General features: G+C 70.9%; 16 protein-coding genes. 15 read left to right on the top strand and 1 reads right to left on the bottom strand.

The window, feature by feature from the left end; all coding sequences use genetic code 11:
- Window positions 1-37: 37 nt before the first annotated feature.
- Complete coding sequence (locus ACIQM4_RS17010) at window positions 38-1099, bottom strand: rod shape-determining protein (RefSeq protein WP_401591949.1); 1062 nt, start codon at window positions 1097-1099, stop codon at window positions 38-40.
- 150 nt (window positions 1100-1249) lie between these two features.
- Between ACIQM4_RS17010 and ACIQM4_RS17005 the strand changes: the two genes are divergently transcribed.
- The 15 genes from ACIQM4_RS17005 (at window position 1250) to ACIQM4_RS16935 (ending at window position 23543) form a co-directional block, all read left to right on the top strand.
- Window positions 1250-2752, top strand: coding sequence for a bifunctional folylpolyglutamate synthase/dihydrofolate synthase (locus tag ACIQM4_RS17005; RefSeq protein WP_401591947.1), 1503 nt, complete (start codon window positions 1250-1252; stop codon window positions 2750-2752).
- 6 nt (window positions 2753-2758) lie between these two features.
- Complete coding sequence (locus tag ACIQM4_RS17000; protein WP_401591945.1) at window positions 2759-3106, top strand: DUF4233 domain-containing protein; 348 nt, start codon at window positions 2759-2761, stop codon at window positions 3104-3106.
- A 134-nt stretch (window positions 3107-3240) separates the two neighbouring features.
- On the top strand, window positions 3241-3654 hold the full coding sequence (gene ndk, locus ACIQM4_RS16995) for a nucleoside-diphosphate kinase (RefSeq protein ID WP_401591943.1): 414 nt from the start codon (window positions 3241-3243) through the stop codon (window positions 3652-3654).
- A 328-nt stretch (window positions 3655-3982) separates the two neighbouring features.
- A complete protein-coding gene (locus tag ACIQM4_RS16990; protein WP_189824232.1) occupies window positions 3983-5002 on the top strand; it encodes a rod shape-determining protein in 1020 nt (339 codons plus the stop codon).
- A gap of 144 nt (window positions 5003-5146) precedes the next feature.
- Window positions 5147-6259, top strand: coding sequence for a rod shape-determining protein MreC (mreC, locus tag ACIQM4_RS16985; RefSeq protein ID WP_401591941.1), 1113 nt, complete (start codon window positions 5147-5149; stop codon window positions 6257-6259).
- Between the two features lie 12 nt (window positions 6260-6271).
- On the top strand, window positions 6272-6934 hold the full coding sequence (gene mreD, locus ACIQM4_RS16980) for a rod shape-determining protein MreD (protein ID WP_401591939.1): 663 nt from the start codon (window positions 6272-6274) through the stop codon (window positions 6932-6934).
- The gene (gene mrdA / locus ACIQM4_RS16975) at window positions 6931-9150 is read left to right on the top strand and encodes a penicillin-binding protein 2 (protein ID WP_401591937.1); all 2220 of its coding nucleotides are present in this window, start codon (window positions 6931-6933) and stop codon (window positions 9148-9150) included. The genes mreD and mrdA overlap by 4 nt, the downstream gene beginning before the upstream one ends.
- A 2-nt stretch (window positions 9151-9152) precedes the next feature.
- Window positions 9153-10355: a rod shape-determining protein RodA gene (gene rodA / locus ACIQM4_RS16970; RefSeq protein WP_401591935.1), complete on the top strand. Its 1203-nt coding sequence runs from the start codon at window positions 9153-9155 to the stop codon at window positions 10353-10355.
- A 60-nt stretch (window positions 10356-10415) separates the two neighbouring features.
- The gene (locus tag ACIQM4_RS16965; RefSeq protein WP_401591933.1) at window positions 10416-11933 is read left to right on the top strand and encodes a CHAD domain-containing protein; all 1518 of its coding nucleotides are present in this window, start codon (window positions 10416-10418) and stop codon (window positions 11931-11933) included.
- Window positions 11934-12126: 193 nt separating this feature from the next.
- Window positions 12127-14052 carry a TIGR03960 family B12-binding radical SAM protein gene (locus ACIQM4_RS16960; protein ID WP_401591931.1) on the top strand — a complete coding sequence of 642 codons (1926 nt, stop codon included), beginning with the start codon at window positions 12127-12129 and terminating at the stop codon, window positions 14050-14052.
- A gap of 353 nt (window positions 14053-14405) precedes the next feature.
- Window positions 14406-15218 (top strand): TIGR03936 family radical SAM-associated protein, encoded by an 813-nt coding sequence (locus ACIQM4_RS16955; protein WP_401591929.1) that lies wholly within the window; start codon window positions 14406-14408, stop codon window positions 15216-15218.
- 229 nt (window positions 15219-15447) lie between these two features.
- Window positions 15448-20310 carry an Rne/Rng family ribonuclease gene (locus ACIQM4_RS16950; RefSeq protein ID WP_401591927.1) on the top strand — a complete coding sequence of 1621 codons (4863 nt, stop codon included), beginning with the start codon at window positions 15448-15450 and terminating at the stop codon, window positions 20308-20310.
- 363 nt (window positions 20311-20673) lie between these two features.
- Complete coding sequence (gene galU / locus ACIQM4_RS16945) at window positions 20674-21582, top strand: UTP--glucose-1-phosphate uridylyltransferase GalU (protein ID WP_401591925.1); 909 nt, start codon at window positions 20674-20676, stop codon at window positions 21580-21582.
- A gap of 135 nt (window positions 21583-21717) precedes the next feature.
- Window positions 21718-22455 (top strand): sugar phosphate nucleotidyltransferase, encoded by a 738-nt coding sequence (locus tag ACIQM4_RS16940; protein ID WP_401591923.1) that lies wholly within the window; start codon window positions 21718-21720, stop codon window positions 22453-22455.
- On the top strand, window positions 22443-23543 hold the full coding sequence (locus ACIQM4_RS16935) for an iron-containing alcohol dehydrogenase family protein (RefSeq protein WP_401591921.1): 1101 nt from the start codon (window positions 22443-22445) through the stop codon (window positions 23541-23543). The genes ACIQM4_RS16940 and ACIQM4_RS16935 overlap by 13 nt, the downstream gene beginning before the upstream one ends.
- The last annotated feature ends 58 nt before the right edge of the window (window positions 23544-23601 follow it).

The following is a 23601-nucleotide window of genomic DNA, read 5'->3' as shown; positions in this document are numbered from 1 at the left end:
GGCGTGCTTCAGTCCCTCGTGCCCGGTCCCTCGTGCCTCAGTCCGTCGTGAGGAGCTTGTGGAGGTTGTCGAAGTCCTCCACACACTTTCCGGAACCCAGCGCCACACAGTCGAGCGGATCGTCCGCAACGAACACCGGGATGCCGGTGGCCGCCGAGATCCGCAGCTCCAGGCCTGGCAGCAGCGCACCGCCCCCGGTCAGCACGATGCCGTGCTCCATCACGTCACCGGACAGTTCGGGCGGACACTCCTCCAGCGTGGCGCGCACCGCCGCGATGATCGCCTCCACGGGCTCGTCCAGCGCCGCCCGCACCTCGGCCACCGTGAGATCGAGCGTCATCGGCAGCCCGCCGACCTTCTGCCGGCCACGGATCGTGAACGTCCGCTCCTCGAACTCGGGCCGCGCGGGCACCGGCCATGCCGAACCGATCGCGACCTTGATGTCCTCGGCGGTGCGCTCACCGATGAGCAGCTTGTGCTCCTTGCGCACGTAGTCCGTGATCGCCGTGTCCATCCGGTCACCGCCGACCCGCAGCGACTGCGCGGTCACGATGCCGCCCAGCGAGATCACCGCCACCTCCGTCGTGCCGCCGCCGATGTCCACCACCATCGAGCCACGCGCCGAGGACACCGGAAGACCGGCGCCGATCGCCGCCGCCATCGGCTCCTCGATGAGGTGCACGGCACGGGCGCCGGCCCGCTGAGCGGCGTGCACGATGGCCCGCCGCTCCACCGGCGTCACCCCGCTGGGCACGCACACCACCATGCGGGTACGCGGCCGGCGGCCGGGGACCGCCTTGCGGACGAAGTGCCGGATCATCTCCTCGGCCGCCTCGTAGTCGCTGATCACACCGTCCCTGAGCGGGCGGATCGCGGTGATGGAACCGGGGGTGCGGCCGATCGTCTCCTTGGCCTCGGTACCGACGGCGAGCGCCGTCATCGAACCTGCCTTCACCGCCACCACGGACGGCTCGTTGAGGACGATGCCGTGCCCCCGCATGTACACCAGGGTGTTCGCCGTACCCAGGTCGATGCCTATGTCCCGGCTGTCACGGCCGCTCCGGCTGCGCGGGGCAGCCTTCGTCGTCTCGTCGCTCACTCGATAACCTCCCGAATCGTGATCTACCAGGGTCACACACTCGATTGGGGTGGATCTGCCCAAAGGTCCTGGTGGTGGCGGGACCGAGGTCCTTGGCGGGCTCGCCGGGGCCCGTCGGGTTCTGTCGGTGGCGCTCCGTAGACTGGCTGGGTGAGCGACCTCCCCCCGAACGACGACCATGCCTTCGAAGAGATCGTGGAGGCCGAGACCGGCCGCGATCCCGACCTCGCCGTCATCGAGGCCGGCAGCCGCACCCTGCGCACCCAGGGCGGCGCCCCGGCCGAGGACGCCGTGCCCGCCCGCCCCGCCGACCCGGAGGTGGACAAGGCACTGCGCGCGGTCGAGACCGAGCTCGCGGGCCGCTGGGGCGAGACCAAGCTCGAACCCTCGGTGACCAGGATCGCCGCCCTGATGGACGTGCTGGGCGAGCCCCAGAAGGCGTACCCCTCCGTCCACATCACCGGCACCAACGGCAAGACCAGCACGGCCCGCATGATCGAGGCCCTCTTCGGCGCCTTCGAGCTGCGCACCGGCCGCTACACCAGCCCGCACGTGCAGTCGATCACCGAGCGCATCAGCCTGGACGGCGCGGCGATCGCCGCCGAGCGCTTCGTGGAGACGTACGAGGACATCAAGCCGTACGTGGAGATGGTCGACGCCTCCCAGGAGTACCGGCTCTCCTTCTTCGAGGTCCTGACCGCCATGGCCTACGCGGCCTTCGCCGACGCCCCCGTCGACGTGGCGGTCGTCGAGGTCGGCATGGGCGGCACCTGGGACGCCACCAACGTCATCGACGCGGCCGTCGCCGTCGTCACCCCGATCTCCCTCGACCACACCGACAGGCTCGGCACCACACCCGGCGAGATCGCGGGGGAGAAGGCCGGAATCATCAAGCAGGGCGCGACGGTCGTCCTGGCGCAGCAGCCGGTCGACGCGGCGCAGGTCATGCTGAAGACGGCCGTCGGCGCGGACGCGACGGTGGCCCGTGAGGGCATGGAGTTCGGCGTCGTCGCCCGCGAGGTCGCCGTCGGCGGCCAGCTGGTCACGCTGCGCGGACTCGGCGGGGAGTACGAGGAGGTCTTCCTCCCGCTGCACGGCGCCCACCAGGCGCACAACGCGGCCGTCGCGCTCGCCGCGGTCGAGGCCTTCTTCGGCATCGGCGCGGACCAGGCCCGCACCCTGGACATCGAGACCATCCGCAAGGCGTTCGCGTCGGTGACGTCGCCGGGACGGATGGAGGTCGTACGGCGCAGCCCGACCGTCGTCCTGGACGCCGCGCACAACCCGGCGGGGGCGCGGGCCGCGGCGGAGGCGGTCGGTGAGGCGTTCGGCTTCAGCCGGCTGATCGGTGTCGTCGCGACCAGCGCCGACAAGGACGTTCGCGGCGTCCTGGAGGCGTTCGAGCCGATCTTCGCGGAGATCGTGGTGACACGGAACTCCACTCCGCGCTCCATGGACGTGGACGAACTCGCCGCGCTCGCCGTCGAGGTGTTCGGCGACGACCGCGTCCAGGTCGAGCCGCGGCTCGACGACGCCATCGAGGAGGCCATCACGCTGGCCGAGGAGGACGGCGAGTTCTCCGGCGGCGGGGTCCTCGTCACCGGATCCGTCATCACGGTCGGAGAGGCCCGGCTGCTGCTGGGGAGGGGCTGAGTTCCGATGCGTACGCTCTGTGCTTCGACACTGATCGGCGAGTTCTTCGTGATCGGCTTCGCCGGCCTGGTCGCGATGAAGTCCGACGGCCTGTCGATGGCCACGGTCTGGACCGTCTGCGGCATCGCGATGCTGCTGTCCGTGCTGCTGTGCGGAATGATCACGCGGCCCGGCGGGCTCCAGCTCGGCTGGGCACTCCAGGTGGGCCTGATCGTCAGCGGCTTCTGGGTCCCGCTGATGTTCTTCCTCGGCGCGGTCTTCGGCGGCTTGTGGTGGGCCTCGATCCACTACGGCCGCAAGATCGACGAGGCGAAGGCCAGGTGGGCGGTACAGGCGGAGGCGGAGACGGGCTGAGGGGCGCGCCCCGGCCCGGGGTGAGTGCGAGTGCGAGTGCGGCCATCCGGAGCAATCAGGTCCGGGTGCCACCCGAACGGGCTCCCCCTGTAATCTCTGGCCACACGCACACGCATGCCTGCAAGGAGCCGCACATGACCCAGCGCACCCTCGTCCTGCTCAAGCCCGACACGGTCCGGCGCGGCCTGATCGGCGAGGTGGTGGGCCGTATCGAGCGCAAGGCCGACTGGACGATCGCCGCGCTGGAGATGCGCAGTCTCGACCGGGCCGTCCTTGAGCAGCACTACGGCGAGCACGTGGGACGCCCCTTCTATGAGCCGCTCGTGGAGTTCATGTCCTCCGGCCCGGTCGTCGCCCTCGTCGTCGAGGGCGAGCGCGTCATCGACGGGGTACGCCAGCTGGCGGGTCCGACCGACCCGATTGCCGCGGCTCCCGGGTCCATTCGGGGCGACTTCGGCACCATCGTCCGGGAGAACCTGATCCACGCCTCGGACTCCGAGGAGTCCGCCGAACGTGAGCTGAAGCTGTTCTTCCCGGGCCTCGTCTGACCCGAGCGGCCGAAGCGCTTTCTGACGCAATGTCAGCCAAACAGCGCCGTCCACTGGGGCGACCGAAGTAATTCGGTCGCCCTTCGGCATATGCATCCCGATGAAGGGAACGCATTTCCCCGACACAGCGTCACCATGGGTGAGACGGGTATGTGTTCCGCCCACAATGGCGAAGGACCCTCGCGCGGCGACCGCACATGCGGCACTACGATGGAAGTCACCGCGCCCGCAGCATCAGCGCACCACCCACTTCGCCTACCGAAACCAGCCATCGCACGCTCCACTCGGGAAGGCCCGACGCATCCTCATGGGGAAGAAGAGGGAACCAATGTCGTTCATCGGCCGTGATATGGCTGTCGACCTAGGGACCGCCAACACGCTGGTGTACGTCAGGGGTAAGGGCATCGTGCTCAACGAGCCCTCCGTCGTCGCCATCAACACCAACACCGGTGGCATCCTGGCCGTTGGCGCCGAGGCCAAGAAGATGATCGGCCGTACGCCAGGCAACATCGTTGCCGTACGGCCCCTGAAGGACGGCGTGATCGCCGACTTCGAGATCACGGAGCGGATGCTCCGCTACTTCATCCTGAAGATCCACAAGCGGCGCTACCTGGCCCGCCCGCGCGTCGTCGTCTGCGTGCCGTCCGGCATCACAGGGGTCGAGCGCCGCGCCGTCATCGAGGCGTCCACGCAGGCCGGTGCCCGTCAGGTGCACATCATCGAGGAGCCCATGGCCGCGGCCATCGGCTCCGGCCTGCCCGTCCACGAGGCCACCGGCAACATGGTGGTGGACATCGGCGGCGGCACCACCGAGGTCGCCGTCATCTCGCTCGGCGGAATCGTCACGGCACAGTCGATCCGCGTCGCCGGCGACGAGCTGGACAACGCGATCATCCAGCACATCAAGAAGGAGTACAGCCTCCTCCTCGGTGAGCGCACCGCCGAACAGATCAAGATCACCATCGGTTCCGCGTACGACCTCGACAAGGACGAGCACACCGAGATCCGCGGCCGCGACCTCGTGTCCGGCCTCCCGAAGACCGTCGTGATCTCGGCCGCCGAGGTCCGCAAGGCCATCGAGGAGCCGGTCAACGCGATCGTCGACGCGGTGAAGACGACCCTCGACAAGTGCCCGCCGGAGCTCTCCGGCGACGTCATGGACCGGGGCATCGTGCTCACCGGCGGCGGCGCCCTGCTCCGCGGCCTCGACGAACGGCTGCGCCGCGAGACCGGCATGCCGATCCACATCGCCGAGGACCCGCTCGACTCCGTCGCGCTCGGCTCCGGCAAGTGCGTCGAGGAGTTCGAGGCGCTCCAGCAGGTGCTGGACGCCCAGCCGCGCAGGTAGCAACACAGCCGCCGGTGTCCCGGGCCACCTGCCGGCCCGGGACACCACGAAGAAATCCGCCGTACGGGCCCCTGTCGTCCCGTGCGGCGGATCGTTGATATACGCATACGCATTTTTCCGACGAGGAAGGCACGGCCGCCGCACGTGAGGGACACACGAGAGAGCCGGCTGCTCCTGGTGCTGCTGATCGCCGTAGCGTTCGCGCTGATCACGGTCGACATCCGCGGCGGCGAACAGTCGCCCGTCGACGGAGCACGGCAGGCCGCCGCCACCGTCTTCGGACCGGTGGAGAAGGGCGTCGCCACCGCCGTCGACCCGATCGGCAACGCGATCGGCGCGGTACGCGAATCCGGGAACACGCACGATCAGCTCAAGGCGCTGGAGCGGGACAACCAGGAACTCAAGCTGAAGCTCGGCAGTGACGACCGCAATCAGAGCCGGGTACGTGAGCTGGACGGCATGCTGAAGAAGGCCGGCGCCGGGCAGTACGGCATCAAGGGCGCCGAAGTCATCGCCATAGGGGCCTCCCAGGGCTTCTCCTGGACCGTCACCCTGGACGTCGGCAGCAACGACGGCATCAAGCGCGACATGACCGTGCTCAACGCGGACGGCCTGGTCGGCCGCATCACCACGGTCGGCCCCAGTACCGCGACCGTACTGCTGGCCAACGACCCCGACTTCACCGTCGGCACCCGGATGGAGAAGACCAACGAACTGGGCTTCGCGACCGGGCAGGGCGACCGCTCGCTCAGCGTCCAGTTCCTCAACGGCAAGGCCAAGGTCAAGCCGGGCGACCGGCTCGTCACCTTCGGCTCGCGGGCGGCCAAGCCGTTCGTGCCCGGCGTCCCGGTCGGCGAGGTGGTGCGCGTCGACCCCTCGGGCGGCGACCTCACCCGGACCGTCTACGTCCGCCCCTACGTCGGCTTCACCAAGCTCGACATCGTGGGCGTCGTCGTGGCGGCCCCGCGCACCGACCCCCGCGACACCGTCCTGCCGAACAAGCCCAGGCCCGTCCCCACCGTCACCGTCACCGTGACGCCCAAGCCCCCGGCCGGCGAGAACAACGACGCCGGCGACGTGGCAGGCAACGGCAACAACAACGCCAATAACAATGCCAACAACAACGCCGACAACAACGGCAATGTCGAAGGCGACAACGGCGTGAACAACGGCAACAACAACGGCCTGAACAACGGCAACGGCAACGGCAACAACAACGGTGACGGTGCCGACAACGGCAACGCCGCCGACCAGTAGGAGCTGAACCTGATGCGCTTCAACCGGATTCTGCTCTCCGTCACCCTGGTGGTCGTCGCCCTGGTCATCCAGGTCACCGTCCTCGCCAGACTCCAGCTCCCCGGCGCCGTCCCCGACCTCACCCTCCTCGTCGTCCTCGGCCTGGCCTTCGTCTACGGACACGTCAGCGGCGCCCTCATCGGCTTCGGCGCAGGACTCCTCGCCGACCTCGCACCGCCCGCCGACCACGCCGCCGGCCGCTACGCCCTCGTGCTCTGCGTCATCGGCTACCTCGCCGGACTCGTCAAACCGGAGAACGGGCGGCTGCGCTCCGCCACCGCGCCGATGCTCGTCGTCGTGGCCGCCGCACTCGGCTCCACCCTGCTGTACGCGGGCGTGGGCGCCCTCGTCGGTGACACCGCCGCCCGCCACGTCGGCCTCGGCGGCCTGCTGTTCACCGCGGCGCTCTACGACCTGATGCTCGCCCCGTTCGTCGTCCCCGTCATCATGGCGCTCGCCCGGCGCGGCGAGAACGACCCGCTCACCGAGACCTCCGGCGGCGCCGACGTCTCCGCGGGCTGGCTCTCCTCCGGCACGGGGCTGCGCATCGGCGAACAGAAGGGCGGCCTGCGCCTGCGCGCCGCCCGCTCCAGGGCCTCGAAGGCCGGACGCATCAAGGGGGTCAAGCGCCTGTGAGCAACATTCCCGAGACCGGCAGGACACCCCGGATCACCATCCGGCTCGTCGTCCTGCAGGTTCTCGTCTTCTCCCTGCTGCTCACCCTCGGCGGGCGGCTGTGGTACCTCCAGATCCGCAACGGCGAGGAGTACACCGACGAGGCGAAGAACAACCACGTCCAGCAGGTCGTCCAGCCCGCCGTCCGCGGTTCCATCCTCGACGCCCGCGGCGTCCCGCTCGCCGACAACGAGACCAAGCTCGTCGTCTCCGCGTCCCGTACCGAGCTGATGAAGATGAAGGACGACGGCAAGGCCGTCCTCGCCCGGCTCGCCGAAGTCCTCGACCTCACCCCCAAGGACGTCGCCGACAAGGTGCGTCTCTGCGACTCCAAGACCCCCCAGCCCTGCTGGAACGGCTCGCCCTACCAGCCGATCCCGGTCACCAACAAGGCCACCACCCAGCAGGCCCTCCAGATCCGCGAGCGTGCCGAGGACTTCCCCGGCATCACCGCCGAGCCCACCGCCGTGCGCCGCTACGCAGCCCCCGGCAAGGCCAACACCGCCCAGGTGCTCGGCTACCTCTCGCCCGTCACCGACGCCGAGATCGAGAAGGCCAAGGACTCCGAGTCCCCGTACCTGCGCTCCGACCAGGTGGGCCGCTCCGGCCTTGAACGCACGTACGACAAGGATCTGCGCGGCAAGGCGGGCGTCACCCGGTACGAGGTCGACAACCTCGGCCGGGTGATCGGCCTCGCCAAGGCCGACGAGGCGGAGCCCGGGGCCAACGTCGTCACCAGCATCGACGCCCGGGTACAGGCAGTCGCCGAGTACGAACTGCTCGACGCGATGAAGGAAGCCCGCAAGGCGTTCGACAAGAACACCAACACCAACTACAAGGCGGACGCGGGCGCCGTCGTCGTCATGGAGGCGAAGACCGGCCGGGTGGTCGCGATGGCGTCCAACCCGACGTACGACCCCAACTCCTGGGTCGGCGGCATCTCCGGCAAGGACTACGCGGCTCTCACCGGCAAGAACTCCAACTTCCCGCTGCTCAACCGGGCCATCCAGGCGCAGGCCGCCCCCGGCTCGATCTTCAAGGTGATCCCGACGACCGCCGCGGTCAACGCGGGCTACGACTTCAACGGCAGCTACCCCTGCCCCAGCTCGTACTCCATCGGCGGCCAGACCTTCCAGAACTACGAGTCCAAGGGCCACGGCAGCATCAGCCTCGGCGGCGCGCTCGAGGTCTCCTGCGACACCGTCTTCTACGCGCTCGCCCATCAGCAGTGGCAGCGCGACGGCGGCACCAAGCCGAAGAAGGACGCCAAGGACTGGTTCTACAAGACGGCCCACCAGTTCGGCCTCGGCAAGGAGACCGGCATCGACCTCCCCAACGAGGTCCCGGGCCGGGTCCCCGACCGCCAGTGGAAGCAGCGCTTCTGGGCGGCCAACAAGGACGCCTGGTGCAAGCAGGGCAAGAAGGACGGCAGCTTCGTCGAGAAGATCGCCTTCGAGAACTGCATCGACGGCAACCAGATGCGCGCCGGTGACTCCGTCAACTACTCCATCGGACAGGGCGACACACTCGTCACGCCCATACAGATGGCGTCGATCTACGCGAGCATCGCCAACGGCGGCACCGTCCACACCCCCTCCGTCGGCAAGGCGGTCATCAGCGCCGACGGCAAGAGCGTCAAGGAGATCGCGCCCCGGACGCAGGGGCGGCTGCCGATGAACGCGAGCACGCACAAACTGATAGACGAAGCCCTCGCGGGAGTCGCCACCCGGGGCACCGCGGCCTGGAGGTTCCAGGGCTGGCCCCAGGACAAGATCCCGATGCACGCCAAGACGGGTACCGCCGAGGTCTACGGCAAGCAGACGACCTCGTGGTTCGCCACCTACACCAAGGACTACTCGATCGTCATGACGATCGCCCAGGGCGGCACCGGCTCCGGCGCATCGGGCCCCGCCGTGCGAAAGATCTACAACGCGCTGTACGGGCTCGACGACGAAGGCAAGTACGACGCGAAGAAGGCACTCCTGCCGCAGCCGCAGCAGAGCCTCCCCAAGATCCAGGCGGACGGTTCCATCGACGCACCCGAGATCAAGCCGTACGTTCCCACCCCCAAGCAGCCCGTCGAACCGGTGGGTGTCGCGGGGCCCCCGGCCACCGGCCAGGGGCGGCCGGGGGCGGGCGGCACGACGGGCCGTGTCGTACAGAGGGTGGGTGACTGAGGATGGCGAGCAGCACCCACGGCTTCTCCGTACGCCGCTACACCCCCGAGCGCGGCGCCTTCGCCAGGCTCACCGCACGCGACTCCCTCGTGCGCAGGCTCGACTGGCCGCTGCTGCTGTCGGCGATCGCGCTCTCCGGCCTCGGCGCCCTGCTGGTGTGGTCGGCGACCCGCGGCCGTGACTCGCTCACGCACGGCGACCCGTACTACTTCCTGCTGCGGCACCTGCTGAACACCGGCATCGGTTTCGCCCTGATGGTCGGCACGATCTGGCTCGGCCACCGCACCCTGCGCGGCGCGGTGCCGATCCTGTACGGCATCTCCGTCCTCCTGGTGCTCGCGGTGCTCACCCCGCTCGGCACCACGGTCAACGGCGCGCACGCGTGGATCGCGGTCCCCGGCGGCTTCTCGCTCCAGCCGTCGGAATTCACCAAGATCACGATCATCCTGGGCATGGCGATGCTGCTGGCCGCCCGGGTCGACGCGGGCGACCAGGCCCACCCCGACCACCGCACGGTGCTGAAGTCACTGGGCGTCGCGGTCGTACCGATCCTGATCATCATGCTGATGCCCGACCTGGGATCCGTCATGGTCATCGCCATGATCATCCTGGGTGTGCTGCTGGCCTCCGGGGCGACCAACCGCTGGGTGTTCGGGCTGGTCGGCGCGGGAATCCTGGGGGCCGTCCTGGTGACGGCCCTCGGCCTGCTGGACGAGTACCAGATCAACCGCTTCGCCGCCTTCGCCAACCCGGACCTCGACCCGGCGGGCGTCGGCTACAACACCAACCAGGCGCGCATCGCGATCGGCTCGGGCGGCCTGACGGGCACCGGCCTCTTCAAGGGCTCGCAGACCACCGGACAGTTCGTCCCCGAGCAGCAGACCGACTTCGTGTTCACCGTCGCAGGCGAGGAACTCGGCTTCCTGGGCGCGGGGCTCATCCTCGTCCTGCTGGGCGTGGTGCTGTGGCGGGCCTGCCGCATCGCGCGGGAGACCACCGAGCTGTACGGCACGATCGTCGCGGCCGGCATCATCGCCTGGTTCGCGTTCCAGTCCTTCGAGAACATCGGGATGACGCTCGGCATCATGCCCGTCGCGGGACTGCCGCTGCCGTTCGTCTCGTACGGCGGTTCGTCGATGTTCGCCGTGTGGGTGGCGATCGGGCTGCTGCAGTCGATCAGGATGCAGCGGCCGATAACTGCGTGAGAGCGGGCCGACGCCGGGCGTCCCCTGTTTGAAGGTGCCTATCGCGTCTAGATTCATGTCATGGCGGACACGAAGCGGGAGATCGAACGAAAGTACGAAGCAACGGCGAACAGCGCTGACGGCGAACCCCGGCTGCCCGATTTCCTCAAGGTGGCCGGGGTCACGACCGTGGAGGACAAGGGCGTCACCGACCTGGACGCCGTCTACTACGACACCGAGGGACTCGCCCTCGCCGCACACGCGATCACCCTGCGCCGCCGCACCGGCGGCGCCGACGCCGGCTGGCACCTGAAACTCCCCGTCTCCCCGGACGTACGGGACGAGATCCACGCCCCGCTGGGCCTGGCCGGCGACGTCCCGCCGGCACTCGCCGGACTCGTACGGGCACGGACCCGCGGCGCCCCCCTGCTGCCGACCGTACGGCTGAAATCCGCACGCCGGACCCGCCACCTCCTGGACGGCGCGGGACACCTGCTCGCCGAGGTGAGCGCCGACGCGGTGACCGCCGAGCGGCTCGGCGGCGGCGAACTGACGGTCGCCACCTGGACGGAGATCGAGGTGGAACTCGCCGACGACGGCGACCCGGCGTTCCTGGACACCGTCGAGAAGAAACTGCGCAAGGCCGGGGTACGGCGCTCCTCATCACCCTCCAAACTGGCGCGGGCCCTCACCGAGACGGGCGGCGGCCCGGCCACGCCCCCGGTGACGGCGGCCGACGGCACTGCCGGGGAACAGGTGCTCGCCTACGTACGCGAACAGGCACAGGCCCTCGCGGCGTACGACCCGGCGGTACGACGCGACCTGCCGGACTCCGTGCACCGCATGCGGGTGGCGACCCGGCGGCTGCGCAGCGCCTTCAAGACGTACAGCAAGGTCCTGGACCGCACGGTCACCGACCCGCTCGGCGACGAACTGAAATGGCTCGCGGGCGAACTGGGCGTCGACCGCGACCAGGAGGTGCTGACCGCCCGCCTCACCGGCCGGCTCGCCGAACTGCCCCGCACCCTGCTCCTGGGACCGGTGGAGGCACGGCTGCAGATCTGGGCGGCGGCACGCAGGAGCGACTCCCGCCGGCGCACCGTCGACACCCTGGAGTCACCCCGCTACCTGGCACTGCTGCACGCCCTGGACTCACTCCTCGACCGGCCGCCGCTGCTCGCAGCCGCCTCGAAGGACGCGGAGAAGGTCCTGCGCAAGGCGCTCGCCAAGGACCAGGCACGCCTGGCCGACCGCACGGAACACGCGCTCTCCCTCGCCCCCGGTCGCGAACGCGACATCGCCCTGCACGAGGCCCGCAAGGCGGCGAAACGCCTTCGCTACGCGGCGGAGTCAGCACGCCCCGCACTCGGCAAACCCGCCGGGAAACTCCGCAAGCGCGTCAAGGCCGTGCAGTCGGTACTCGGCGACCACCAGGACAGCGTGGTCGCCCGCGGGGAACTCCGCACCCTCGCGGTCCAGGCCCACGCGGCAGGCGAGACAGCCTTCGTGTGGGGCCTGCTGTACGGCCAGGAGGAAGCGGCGGGAGCGGCCCGCGAACGCGAACTCGAAGGGGTGTGGAAGAGGGTGCCCGGGGTGTGACGGCGGACGGGGGAGAGGGAAGCACCGGGCAGGGCTCACGGTTGCGGGGACCCGCCCGGCGAGGGTTCGGGCCGTCCCGTGGGCCGGCCGTGCGGACGCGTCCGGTGACGTTCCTCGGGGCCGGCCGTGCAAACCCGCCCCCGACCCAAGTTAGGCTTGAGGGTCCCCCTGCCCGCTCATGAGAGACACCGCGATGCCTGTTGAGTCGGTCTTCCCCCGCCTGGAAGCCCTCCTGCCGCATGTGCAGAAGCCCATCCAGTACGTCGGCGGTGAGCTGAACTCCACCGTCAAACCGTGGGAGAGCTGCGACGTCCGCTGGGCGCTCATGTACCCGGACGCGTACGAGGTCGGGCTGCCCAACCAGGGCGTCATGATCCTCTACGAAGTGCTCAACGAGCAGGAGGGCGTCCTCGCCGAGCGTACCTACAGCGTCTGGCCCGACCTCGAAGAACTGATGCGCAAGCACGACGTGCCGCAGTTCACCGTGGACGCCCACCGGCCGGTGAAGAACTTCGATGTCTTCGGACTGTCCTTCTCCACCGAGCTCGGCTACACCAACATGCTCACGGCGCTCGACCTCGCCGGCATCCCGTTGAACGCCGCGGACCGCACCCTGGACGACCCGATCGTCCTCGCCGGCGGCCACGCCGCGTTCAACCCCGAGCCGATCGCCGAGTTCATCGACTGCGCAGTCATCGGCGACGGCGAGCAGGCCGTCCTCGACATGACGGCGATCATCCGCACCTGGAAGGCGGAGGGCCGCCCCGGCGGCCGCGAGGAAGTCCTGCTGCGCCTCGCGAAGACCGGCAACGTCTACGTCCCGGCGTTCTACGACGTCGAGTACCTCGCGGACGGCCGCATCGCCCGCGTCGTACCCAACAGGTCCGGCGTGCCGTGGCGCATCTCCAAGCACACCGTCATGGACCTCGACGAGTGGCCCTACCCCAAGCAGCCCCTCGTCCCGCTCGCGGAAACCGTCCACGAGCGCATGTCCGTCGAAATCTTCCGCGGCTGCACCCGCGGCTGCCGTTTCTGCCAGGCCGGCATGATCACGCGCCCCGTACGGGAGCGAAGCATCACCGGCATCGGCGAAATGGTCGAGAAGGGCCTGAAGGCCACCGGCTTCGAAGAGGTCGGCCTGCTCTCGCTCTCCTCCGCGGACCACACCGAGATCGCCGAGGTCGCCAAGGGCCTCGCCGACCGGTACGAGGAGGACAAGATCGGCCTGTCCCTCCCCTCGACCCGTGTCGACGCGTTCAACGTGGACCTCGCCAACGAGCTGACCCGCAACGGCCGCCGCTCGGGCCTCACCTTCGCCCCCGAGGGCGGCAGTGAGCGCATGCGCAAGGTCATCAACAAGATGGTGTCCGAGGAAGACCTCATCCGCACCGTCTCCACCGCGTACGGCAACGGCTGGCGCCAGGTGAAGCTGTACTTCATGTGCGGCCTGCCCACCGAGACCGACGAGGACGTCCTGCAGATCGGCGACATGGCGGTCAACGTCATCGCCGAGGGCCGCAAGGTCTCCGGACAGAACGACATCCGCTGCACCGTCTCCATCGGCGGTTTCGTGCCCAAGCCGCACACGCCGTTCCAGTGGGCGCCGCAGCTCAGCGCCGACGAGACGGACGCGCGCCTCACCAAGCTGCGCGACAAGATCCGCGGCGACAAGAAGTACGGCCGCTCGATCGGCTTCCGCTACCACGACGGAAAGCCCGGCATCGTCGAAGGACTCCTCTCGCGCGGCGACCGCCGCATCGGTTCCGTCATCCGCGCCGTCTACGAGGGCGGCGGCCGCTTCGACGGCTGGCGCGAGTACTTCTCGTACGACAGGTGGATGCAGGCCGCCGCCCAGACGCTCCCCGCCTTCGGTGTCGACGTCGACTGGTACACCACGCGCGAGCGCACCTACGAAGAGGTCCTGCCCTGGGACCACCTGGACTCCGGTCTCGACAAGGACTGGCTCTGGGAGGACTGGCAGGACTCGCTCGACGAGACCGAGGTCGAGGACTGCCGCTGGACCCCGTGCTTCGACTGTGGCGTGTGCCCGCAGATGGACACCTCCATCCAGATCGGCCCGACCGGCAAGAAGCTCCTCCCGCTGTCGGTCGTCAAGTAACGCCAGCGGTGCACAGGTCCGGCCGGGGAGTTCCCCGGCCGGACCTTCCCACGTTCGGGCCCGCCCCCGGCGGGGGACGCACCCCTTGTGATCCCGCCCCGGCGCACCCGCCCCGGGAACCATCCCCGGCCCCGGCGCGTACTCTGGGTAGTACAAAGACCGCCCCCGGCGCAGCACCCGCCCCGAGACCCCCCTGCCAAGCGTCAGCGCACACGCAGCGGAGGACCGGACGGGAACCGCCGCGCGGGGACACCCCACAGGCCCTGTGGGCGCGCGTAAGACGCGCCGCCCCGCACCGAGGAGAAGAACCACTGGGCAAGCGACAGCCCGAAGGCCCGCCGCCCGCACCGGCGGTGCAGCGCATCCGACTGCGCTACACCAAGCGAGGCCGCCTCCGGTTCACCAGCCACCGTGACTTCCAGCGCGCCTTCGAGCGGGCCCTGCGCCGCGCCGAGGTGCCCATGGCGTACTCGGCGGGCTTCACCCCGCACCCCAAGGTGAGCTACGCCAACGCGGCACCCACCGGCACCGGCTCCGAGGCCGAGTACCTGGAGATCGCGCTCACCGCACCCCGCGACCCGCAGATCCTGCGCGGACTGCTGGACGAGTCGATGCCCGACGGCCTCGACATCATCGACGCCGTCGAGGCCCGCACCTCAGGACTCGCCGAGCGGCTGCACGCCTCCGTCTGGGAACTGCGGCTGAACGGCGTCACCCAGGAGCAGGCCGCCAAGGCCGTCGAAACCTTCCTCGCCGCCGAGACCGTCGAGGTCCAGCGCCGTACGAAGAACGGCATGCGCAGCTTCGACGCCCGCGAGGCCGTCGTCGAGATGGCCGCCGTACCCCTCGAAGAGAGCATCGCCCGCCCCCAGGGCGAGGCGGCCGATAGGCCCACGGCCGAGCCCTGTGCGATACTGCGGCTGGTGGTACGGCACATGACACCCGCCGTACGACCCGACGACGTCCTTTCCGGTCTCCACGCTGTGGCCGACCTGGCGCCGCCGGTCCCCGCAGCGGTGACCAGGCTGGCGCAGGGGCTTCTCGACGAGGAGTCCGGAACGGTGACCGACCCGCTCGCGCCCGACCGCGAGGCGGTGACGGCAGGCTCTACCACAGCCCCCGCACCCGCCACCGCGAAGGCGCCGGAAGGTTCCGGTTCCGCTTAAGGGCGCTCGTTGCAGCGCAGCCCTGGCACTCGGGAGCCACCTGGGTCGGGCCGCGTAACCAACCGGACTTTCGCCAGGCCGTACGTCTTCGTACATACGGAACCGGCGAGCTAGAGATCAGCTCCCGTGCGGCGCCCGCGCCCCGGACGGTGGCCCCGCGCCTCGCGCGTGGGCCGCGGCCGGACCGGATCCAGGCGCGGCGCCCGGGAGCGCGACGGGAGAACCCCGCATGCTTGAGCCGATCGAACCCGCTGAGGCCGAGAACGCTTCGCCCAGCGACACACTGCCGCCGCGCCGCAGGCGCCGCGCGGCCTCGCGTCCCGCCGGCCCCCCCGGGGGCGGCGCGACCCAGCAGAACAAGCAGGACCAGCCGGACCAGTCGGATGCCGCCAAGACCGTAGAGGCCGCGGCTCCGGCCATACCGGCCGGAGAGGGTGCCGTGACCGACACCACTGACCACCAGAACACCGACCCCGCGGGCAACGACAGCGCCGAGAGCGCCGCTCCGGCGCGCCCGCGCCGCCGTGCCGTGCGCAAGGCCACCGCCCCCGCCGGCTCGCCCGCACCGGTCGCCGAGCAGGCCCCGGCGGAGACCGCCCCGGCCCCGGCCGCCCCCGTGGAGAGCGCAGCCGACGAGGCTCCCGCGCCGCGCACCCGTCGCCGTGCCGTGCGCAAGGCCACCACCGCCCCCGCCGAAGCTGCCGCAGCTCCCGTCGAGGAGCCGCAGGCCAACGGGGCGCCCGCCACCGAGGCCCCCGCCGCAGCCGCTCCGGCCCGCCGCCGGGCGACCCGCAAGGCCACCGCCCCCGCCGGCGCCCCCGCAGCCGAAAACACCGCTGCTGCCGCCGAGGCGCCCGCGGACGCGTCCGCCGCCGACAGCGCACCCGCCGAGGCCCCCGCGGAAGCACCCGCCGCCGAAAGCGCACCCGCGCCGCGTACGCGCCGCCGTGCCGTACGCAAGTCCACCGCTCCCGCCGCCGAGGCAGCTCCGGCCGCCGAAGAGGCACCGGCAGGGGAAGAGACTCCGGCCGCGGCGACGACGGCGGCCGAACCCGCCGCGGCGGCGCAGGCCATCGAGGCCCCGGCCGCGGCGCCGCAGAACGACGGGGCGGCCGAGTCCGCACCGGCGCCGCGTGCCCGCCGCCGTGCCACCCGCAAGGCCACCGCTCCGGCGGGTTCGCCCGCCGGGACCCCGGCCGACGCCGACGCCCCGTCCGAGACGGCGCAGAGCGCGCAGCCCGCGGCCGTACCGCAGGAGGAGAGCGCCGAAGAGGCAGCAGCTCCCGCGCCGCGTGCCCGCCGCCGTGCCACCCGCAGGGCGAGCGCGCCCGAGGGCGCTCCGGTTGCTGCCGCTGCTCCGGAGGAGACCGTTCCGGTCGAGGCCGCTGTAACCGCTCCTGTCGAGGCTGCGGCTCCCGTGGCGGAGCAGGCGCCGGAGAGCGCGGAGCAGGACGAGGCCCCGCGTGGGCGGGGACGCCGCCGGGCCAGCCGGCCGGCCACCACCCCGAACTTCACCGTCGAACCCGCGGCAGCCGCCGCCGAGCCCGCTGCACCCAAGCAGGCCGAGCAGAAGCAGGCCGACCAGAAGCAGGCCGAGCGCAAGGACGCCGACCGTAAGCAGGCCGACCGCAGGGACGCCGACCGCAGGCAGGCCGACGACAAGCAGGCCGACGAGCCGGCGCCGCGTTCGCGCCGCCGTGCCCAGCGGCCCGCCGTCGCCGTGTTCCAGGCGCCGGTCTTCGCCGAGCCGATGTTCCAAACCCCGGAGACGGCGGCCATGATCGCCGCTGCCGCCGCCCCGGCCGAGGAGCCGGAGGAGGACGACGAGGACGCGGAGACCGTGGCCGAGGCCGTCGTCGAGGCACCCGCGCAGGAGCCGGCCGAGCCCGCGCAGTCCGGCAACCGCCGCCGTCGCCGCCGCCGCGGCGAGCCCGCCGCCGAGCCGCAGCCCCGTACCGAGGTCCGGGAGGCCCCGCAGGACGAGGCCGACACCGCCGACGAGGACACCTCGGACCACGAGGCCGACGCACAGGACGACACGGACGACGCCGACGACCGCAGGGCGCGCCGTCGCCGCCGCGGTGGCCGCCGCCGCCGTCGCGGCGACGCACTGGACGCCGAGGAGACCGAGTCCGACAACGGCCGCCGCGGCGACCGCGACCGGCACGAGGACGCCGCCGAGCCGCAGCAGGACACCGACAGCACGTCCGACGAGGACGACTCCGACGACCACGACGACGAGCACCACGCCGGTTCCTCCAGCAGCCGTCGCCGCCGTCGCCGCCGCCGTCGCAGCGGTGACTCCGGCCACGACGACGCCGTGACGAACGGCGCCGACGACCCGGAGCGCACCGTCGTCAAGGTCCGCGAGCCCCGCAAGAAGGAGGCCGCCGCCGAACGCGAGCCCGGCACCGGCTTCGACGAGGTCCAGTCCATCAAGGGCTCGACCCGCATGGAGGCCAAGAAGCAGCGCCGCCGCGAAGGCCGCGAGCAGGGCCGCCGCCGCGTCCCGATCATCACCGAGGCCGAGTTCCTGGCCCGCCGCGAGGCCGTCGAGCGCGTCATGGTCGTCCGCCAGAACGGCGAACGCACCCAGATCGGCGTCCTTGAGGACAACATCCTCGTCGAGCACTACGTCAACAAGGAGCAGTCGACGTCGTACGTCGGCAACGTCTACCTGGGCAAGGTGCAGAACGTCCTCCCCTCCATGGAGGCCGCGTTCATCGACATCGGCAAGGGCCGCAACGCCGTCCTGTACGCAGGCGAGGTCAACTTCGAGGCGCTCGGCATGGCCCACGGGCCGCGCCGCATCGAGACCGCCCTCAAGTCCGGCCAGTCGGTCCTCGTCCAGGTGACCAAGGACCCGATCGGCCACAAGGGCGCCCGCCTGACCAGCCAGGTCTCGCTGCCGGGCCGCTACCTCGTGTACGTGCCCGAAGGCTCCATGACCGGCATCAGCCGCAAGCTCCCCGACACCGAGCGGGCGCGGCTGAAGACCATCCTCAAGAAGATCGTCCCCGAGGACGCGGGCGTCATCGTGCGCACCGCCGCCGAAGGCGCCAGCGAGGACGAGCTGCGCCGCGACGTCGAGCGTCTGCAGGGCCAGTGGGAGGACATCCAGAAGAAGGCGAAGAGCAACGGCGCGACCAACGCGCCGACCCTGCTCTACGGCGAGCCGGACATGACCGTCCGCGTCGTCCGCGACATCTTCAACGAGGACTTCTCCAAGGTCATCGTCAGCGGTGACGAGGCCTGGCAGACGATCCACGGTTACGTGGCCCACGTCGCGCCCGACCTCACCGACCGGCTCTCCCGGTGGACGTCGGAGGTCGACGTCTTCGCGACGTACCGCATCGACGAACAGCTGATGAAGGCGCTGGACCGCAAGGTCTACCTGCCGTCCGGCGGTTCGCTGGTCATCGACAAGACCGAGGCGATGATCGTCGTCGACGTCAACACCGGGAAGTTCACCGGCCAGGGCGGCAACCTGGAGGAGACCGTCACCAGGAACAACCTGGAGGCGGCCGAGGAGATCGTGCGCCAGCTGCGGCTGCGCGACCTGGGCGGCATCGTCGTCATCGACTTCATCGACATGGTCCTGGAGTCCAACCGCGACCTGGTGCTGCGACGCCTCCTGGAATGCCTGGGACGCGACCGTACGAAGCACCAGGTGGCCGAGGTCACCTCACTGGGTCTCGTACAGATGACCCGCAAGCGGGTCGGCCAGGGCCTCCTGGAGTCCTTCTCCGAGACCTGCGTCCACTGCAACGGGCGCGGCGTCATCGTGCACATGGAGCAGCCGACCGCCGTGGGCGGCGGGGGTTCCAAGCGCTCGAAGAAGCGCGGCAAGGGCGGCAGCGGTTCCGACCACGCCGACCACACCGGGCACGAGCACGAGCACGAGCACGAGCACGGCCAGGACGGTGGCGCCGACCACGCCCACGACCACGACGACTCCCACGAGCCCGCCGAGGTCGAGACGGAGGCGGAGGTCGCCGCCGAGGTGGCCGCGCCGATCGCGCTGCCCTCGCCCGACTTCGTACCGGACGAGGAGCTGTACAGCAGCGCCGCGGAGGCCGAGGCGTCCGCCACGCGTGGCCGTGGCCGCCGTCGGGCGTCCCGCAAGGCGTCGGCCCCGGCCGGTGCGCCGCGCGGGCGGACCACGCCGGCCGACTACATCGAGCACGCGTCGCCGATGAGGACGAAGCCGGAGCCGGTGGCGCAGAGCGCCGCTGCGGTTGCCGCCGAGCCCGTGACGGACGCCCTGCCGGACGCCGTGGCCGAGGCAGCTGCTGCTGCCGGGACCGCGCCGTCCGCACCGGCAGCCGAACCGGTCGCCGAGGTGACTGCCGAACCGGCTGCCGAGGTGGCCCAGGAGGCCGCTCCGGCGCCTCGTGGCCGCCGTCGGGCCACCCGTAAGGCGTCGGCTCCCGCCGGTTCGCCGAGGGGCGCTCAGGCGTCCGCCGCGGAGGAGACCGTGGTGGAGACGGCTCAGGCCCTCCAGGCCCCGGTGACCGAGGCTCCGGCCGCGGAGGCTCCGGCCGCCGAGGACACCAAGGAAGCGCAGGACCAGGCCCAGGGCCAGGCTCCGGCCGAGGCGCCCACCGCCGACGCGGCCCCGCCGCGGGCCCGCCGCCGGGCGACCCGCAAGGCCACCGCCCCCGCGGGTTCGCCCGCAGGGTCGGCCGAGGCCGCCGTACTCGTGGTGGAAGCCGCGCAGCCGGTGGCGGACAAGGCGGAGCCCGCACAGGCCGAGCCCACGTCCGCCGAGCCCACGTCTGCGGAGCCCGCGTCTGCCCAGGGCTCGTCTGCCGAGGGTTCGGCCGAGGGTGACGAGGCTCCGGCGCCGGCCAAGAAGGCGGCACGCAAGACCGCCGCCAAGAAGGCCGCGCCCGCCAAGAAGACCGCGGCCAAGAAGACGGCCGCCAAGAAGACCGCCGCGAAGAAGACGGAGACCGTCGCGAAGAAGACGGCCACCAAGGCGGCCACCAAGACGGCTGCCAAGTCGACGACGGCCAGGAAGACTGCGAAGAAGACGGCCGCGGCGGACCAGCAGACCCCGCCGTCCGTGTCCGCCCCCACGCAGGACTGACGCGGCGAGGGCAGCACAGGTACGACCTGGCGCCCTCGCGGCACCGGTGACACCAGCAGTACGCAGTGGGACCGGCCCCGGCCGGAACCGGGGTGGCCAGCGCCGATCGGTGCTGGCCACCCTGGTATCCGGGACCTTCGGGTCCGCGGGCGGTCCAGGTGCGTGGGCGGTCCGGGTTCGCAGTCGGTCCGGGTTCGCCGGCGGCCCGGGTCCGCGGCCCGTCCTCGACGGCGGACCGGACAGCGCCCTGAATGCAACGGAATGCCGCTGAACGGTGTCTCTGTATGCAGGCCTTGTACGCAACGCCTTCCGAACGCAGTCCTTGAACGCAACGCTTCTGAACGACGGAGAGTTCGTAACACCATGAGCAACAGCGCCACCCCCCGCCCCATACGCAAGGCGGTCATCCCGGCCGCGGGCCTCGGCACCCGCTTCCTGCCCGCCACCAAGGCGACGCCCAAGGAAATGCTGCCGGTCGTCGACAAGCCCGCGATCCAGTACGTGGTCGAGGAAGCGGCCGGGGCGGGACTCTCCGACGTACTCATGATCACGGGGCGCAACAAGCGCGCCCTCGAAGACCACTTCGACCGCAACTACGAGCTGGAGTCGGCCCTCACCAAGAAGGGTGACGCCGACCGCCTCGCCCGCGTCCAGGAGTCCAGCGACCTGGCGACCATGCACTACGTCCGCCAGGGCGACCCGCGCGGCCTCGGCCACGCCGTCCTGTGCGCCGCACCCCACGTCGGCGACGACGCCTTCGCGGTCCTCCTCGGCGACGACCTGATCGACCCCCGCGACCCGCTGCTCGCCCGCATGATCGAGGTCCAGCAGGCCTACGGCGGCAGTGTCGTGGCCCTGATGGAGGTCGACCCGGAGCAGATCCACCTGTACGGCTGCGCCGCCGTCGAGGCCACCTCCGACGGCGACGTCGTCAGGATCAGCGCCCTGGTCGAGAAGCCCGCCACCCAGGACGCCCCCAGCAACCTCGCCGTCATCGGCCGTTACGTCCTGGACCCGGCCGTCTTCGGTGTCCTGCGTGAGACCGAGCCCGGCCGGGGAAACGAGATCCAGCTCACCGACGCCCTCCAGACGATGGCAGCGGACGAAAAGGTCGGCGGCCCCGTGCACGGCGTCGTCTTCAAGGGCCGCCGTTACGACACCGGTGACCGCGGCGACTACCTGAAGGCCATCGTCCGCCTCGCCGCCGAGCGCGCGGACCTCGGCCCGGACTTCAAGACCTGGCTGCGGGGGTACGTCGCGGACGAGATGTAGGCCTCGCGGCCCCGACCCGCGGCCCCGACCCGCGGCCCCGGCCCGTACGCGCCCTGCCCCCTCCGTCGTACTCCGTACGGCCCCCGTTCCACCCACCCGTACACCCGCTGTTTCACCCGCACGAAGGAGAACCCCATGATCGGCCTGGTACTGGCGGCAGGCGCCGGACGGCGACTGCGTCCCTACACCGACACGCTGCCCAAGGCGCTCGTTCCCGTCGACGGCGAGACCACCGTCCTGGACCTGACCCTGGGGAACTTCGCGAAGGTCGGACTGACCGACGTCGCGATCGTCGTCGGCTACCGCAAGGAAGCCGTCTACGCGCGCCAGGCCGAACTGGAGTCGAAGTACGGCGTGAAGATCACGCTCATCGACAACGACAAGGCCGAGGAGTGGAACAACGCCTACTCCCTGTGGTGCGCCCGCGACGTCCTCAAGGATGGCGTGATCCTCGCCAACGGCGACACCGTGCACCCGGTCTCCGTCGAGGAGACCCTCCTCGCCGCCCGCGGCAAGGGACAGCAGATCATCCTCGCCCTCGACACGGTCAAGAACCTGGCCGACGAGGAGATGAAGGTCATCACGGACGACAGCGGCGCCGTACAGAAGATCACCAAGCTGATGGACCCGGCGACCGCCACCGGCGAGTACATCGGCGTCACCCTCATCGAGCCGGAGGCCGCCGAGGCCCTCGCCGACGCCCTGAAGGCCACCTTCGAGCGGGACCCCGACCTCTACTACGAGGACGGCTACCAGGAGCTCGTCCACCGCGGCGTGCGCATCGACGTCGCCCCGATCGGCGACCTCAAGTGGGTCGAGATCGACAACCACGACGACCTCGCCAAGGGCAGGGAGATCGCGTGCCTGTACTGACCCGGCTGATCCCCTCACCGGTCGCCGTCGACATCTCCAGGGGCGCCCTGGACGACCTCGCCGGCCTCCTGGCGGACCAGCGGATCTCCGGCTCGGGCAAGCTCGCCGTCGCCATCAGCGGCGGCTCGGGGCGGGTGCTCCAGGAGAAGCTGGCGCCCGTCCTGCCCGACGCCGACTGGTACCCCGTCACCGACGGCACCATCGACGCGGCGGTCCGGCTCGCCGACGAGATGAAGGGCCGCAAACGGTACGACGCGGTGGTCGGACTCGGCGGCGGGAAAATCATCGACGTCGCCAAGTACGCCGCCGCCCGGATCGGCCTGCCCATGGTCGCCGTCGCGACGAACCTGTCGCACGACGGCCTGTGCTCCCCGGTGTCCATCCTGGACAACGACAACGGCCGGGGCTCCTACGGCGTACCCACACCCATCGCGATGCTCATCGACCTCGATGTCATCCGCGACGCGCCGCCCCGTTTCGTACGCTCCGGGATCGGCGATGCGCTCTCCAACATCTCCGCCGTCGCCGACTGGGAACTGTCCCACCGGGTCAACGGCGAACGGGTCGACGGTCTGGCCGCCGCCATGGCCCGGCAGGCCGGCGAGGCGGTGCTGCGCCACCCCGGCGACGTCACCCAGGACGCGTTCCTCACCGTGCTCGCCGAAGCACTCGTCCTGTCCGGCATCTCCATGTCGATCAGCGGCGACACCCGGCCCTCCTCGGGCGCCTGCCACGAGATCAGCCATGCCTTCGACCTGCTGTTCCCGGAGCGCGCCGCGCTGCACGGCGAACAGGTCGGCATCGGCGCGGTCTTCGCGATGTACCTGCGCGGCGCACACGAGGAGGCAGGACTGTTCGCGGACGTCCTGCGCAGACACGCGTTGCCGGTGCTGCCGGGCGACATCGGCTTCACCGTCGAGGAGTTCGTGCAGGCCGTGCGGTACGCGCCGCAGACCCGGCCGGGACGCTTCACCGTCCTGGAACACCTGGACCTCTCGGAGGACGGCATCAGGGACGCGTACGCATCCCTGGTGAAGGCGGTCGGCGAGTCGTCCGGGAGGCCGGACGGCGGGCGACAGCCGGTTTGACCCGACCGGTCAGGGTCCCGTAACTTTGACCGTCGGCGTCTTTTTGTGCGCCAAACCC

Source organism: Streptomyces sp. NPDC091272 (assembly GCF_044757485.1).
Taxonomy (GTDB): domain Bacteria; phylum Actinomycetota; class Actinomycetes; order Streptomycetales; family Streptomycetaceae; genus Streptomyces.
This window is presented reverse-complemented; position numbering and strand designations above follow the sequence as displayed.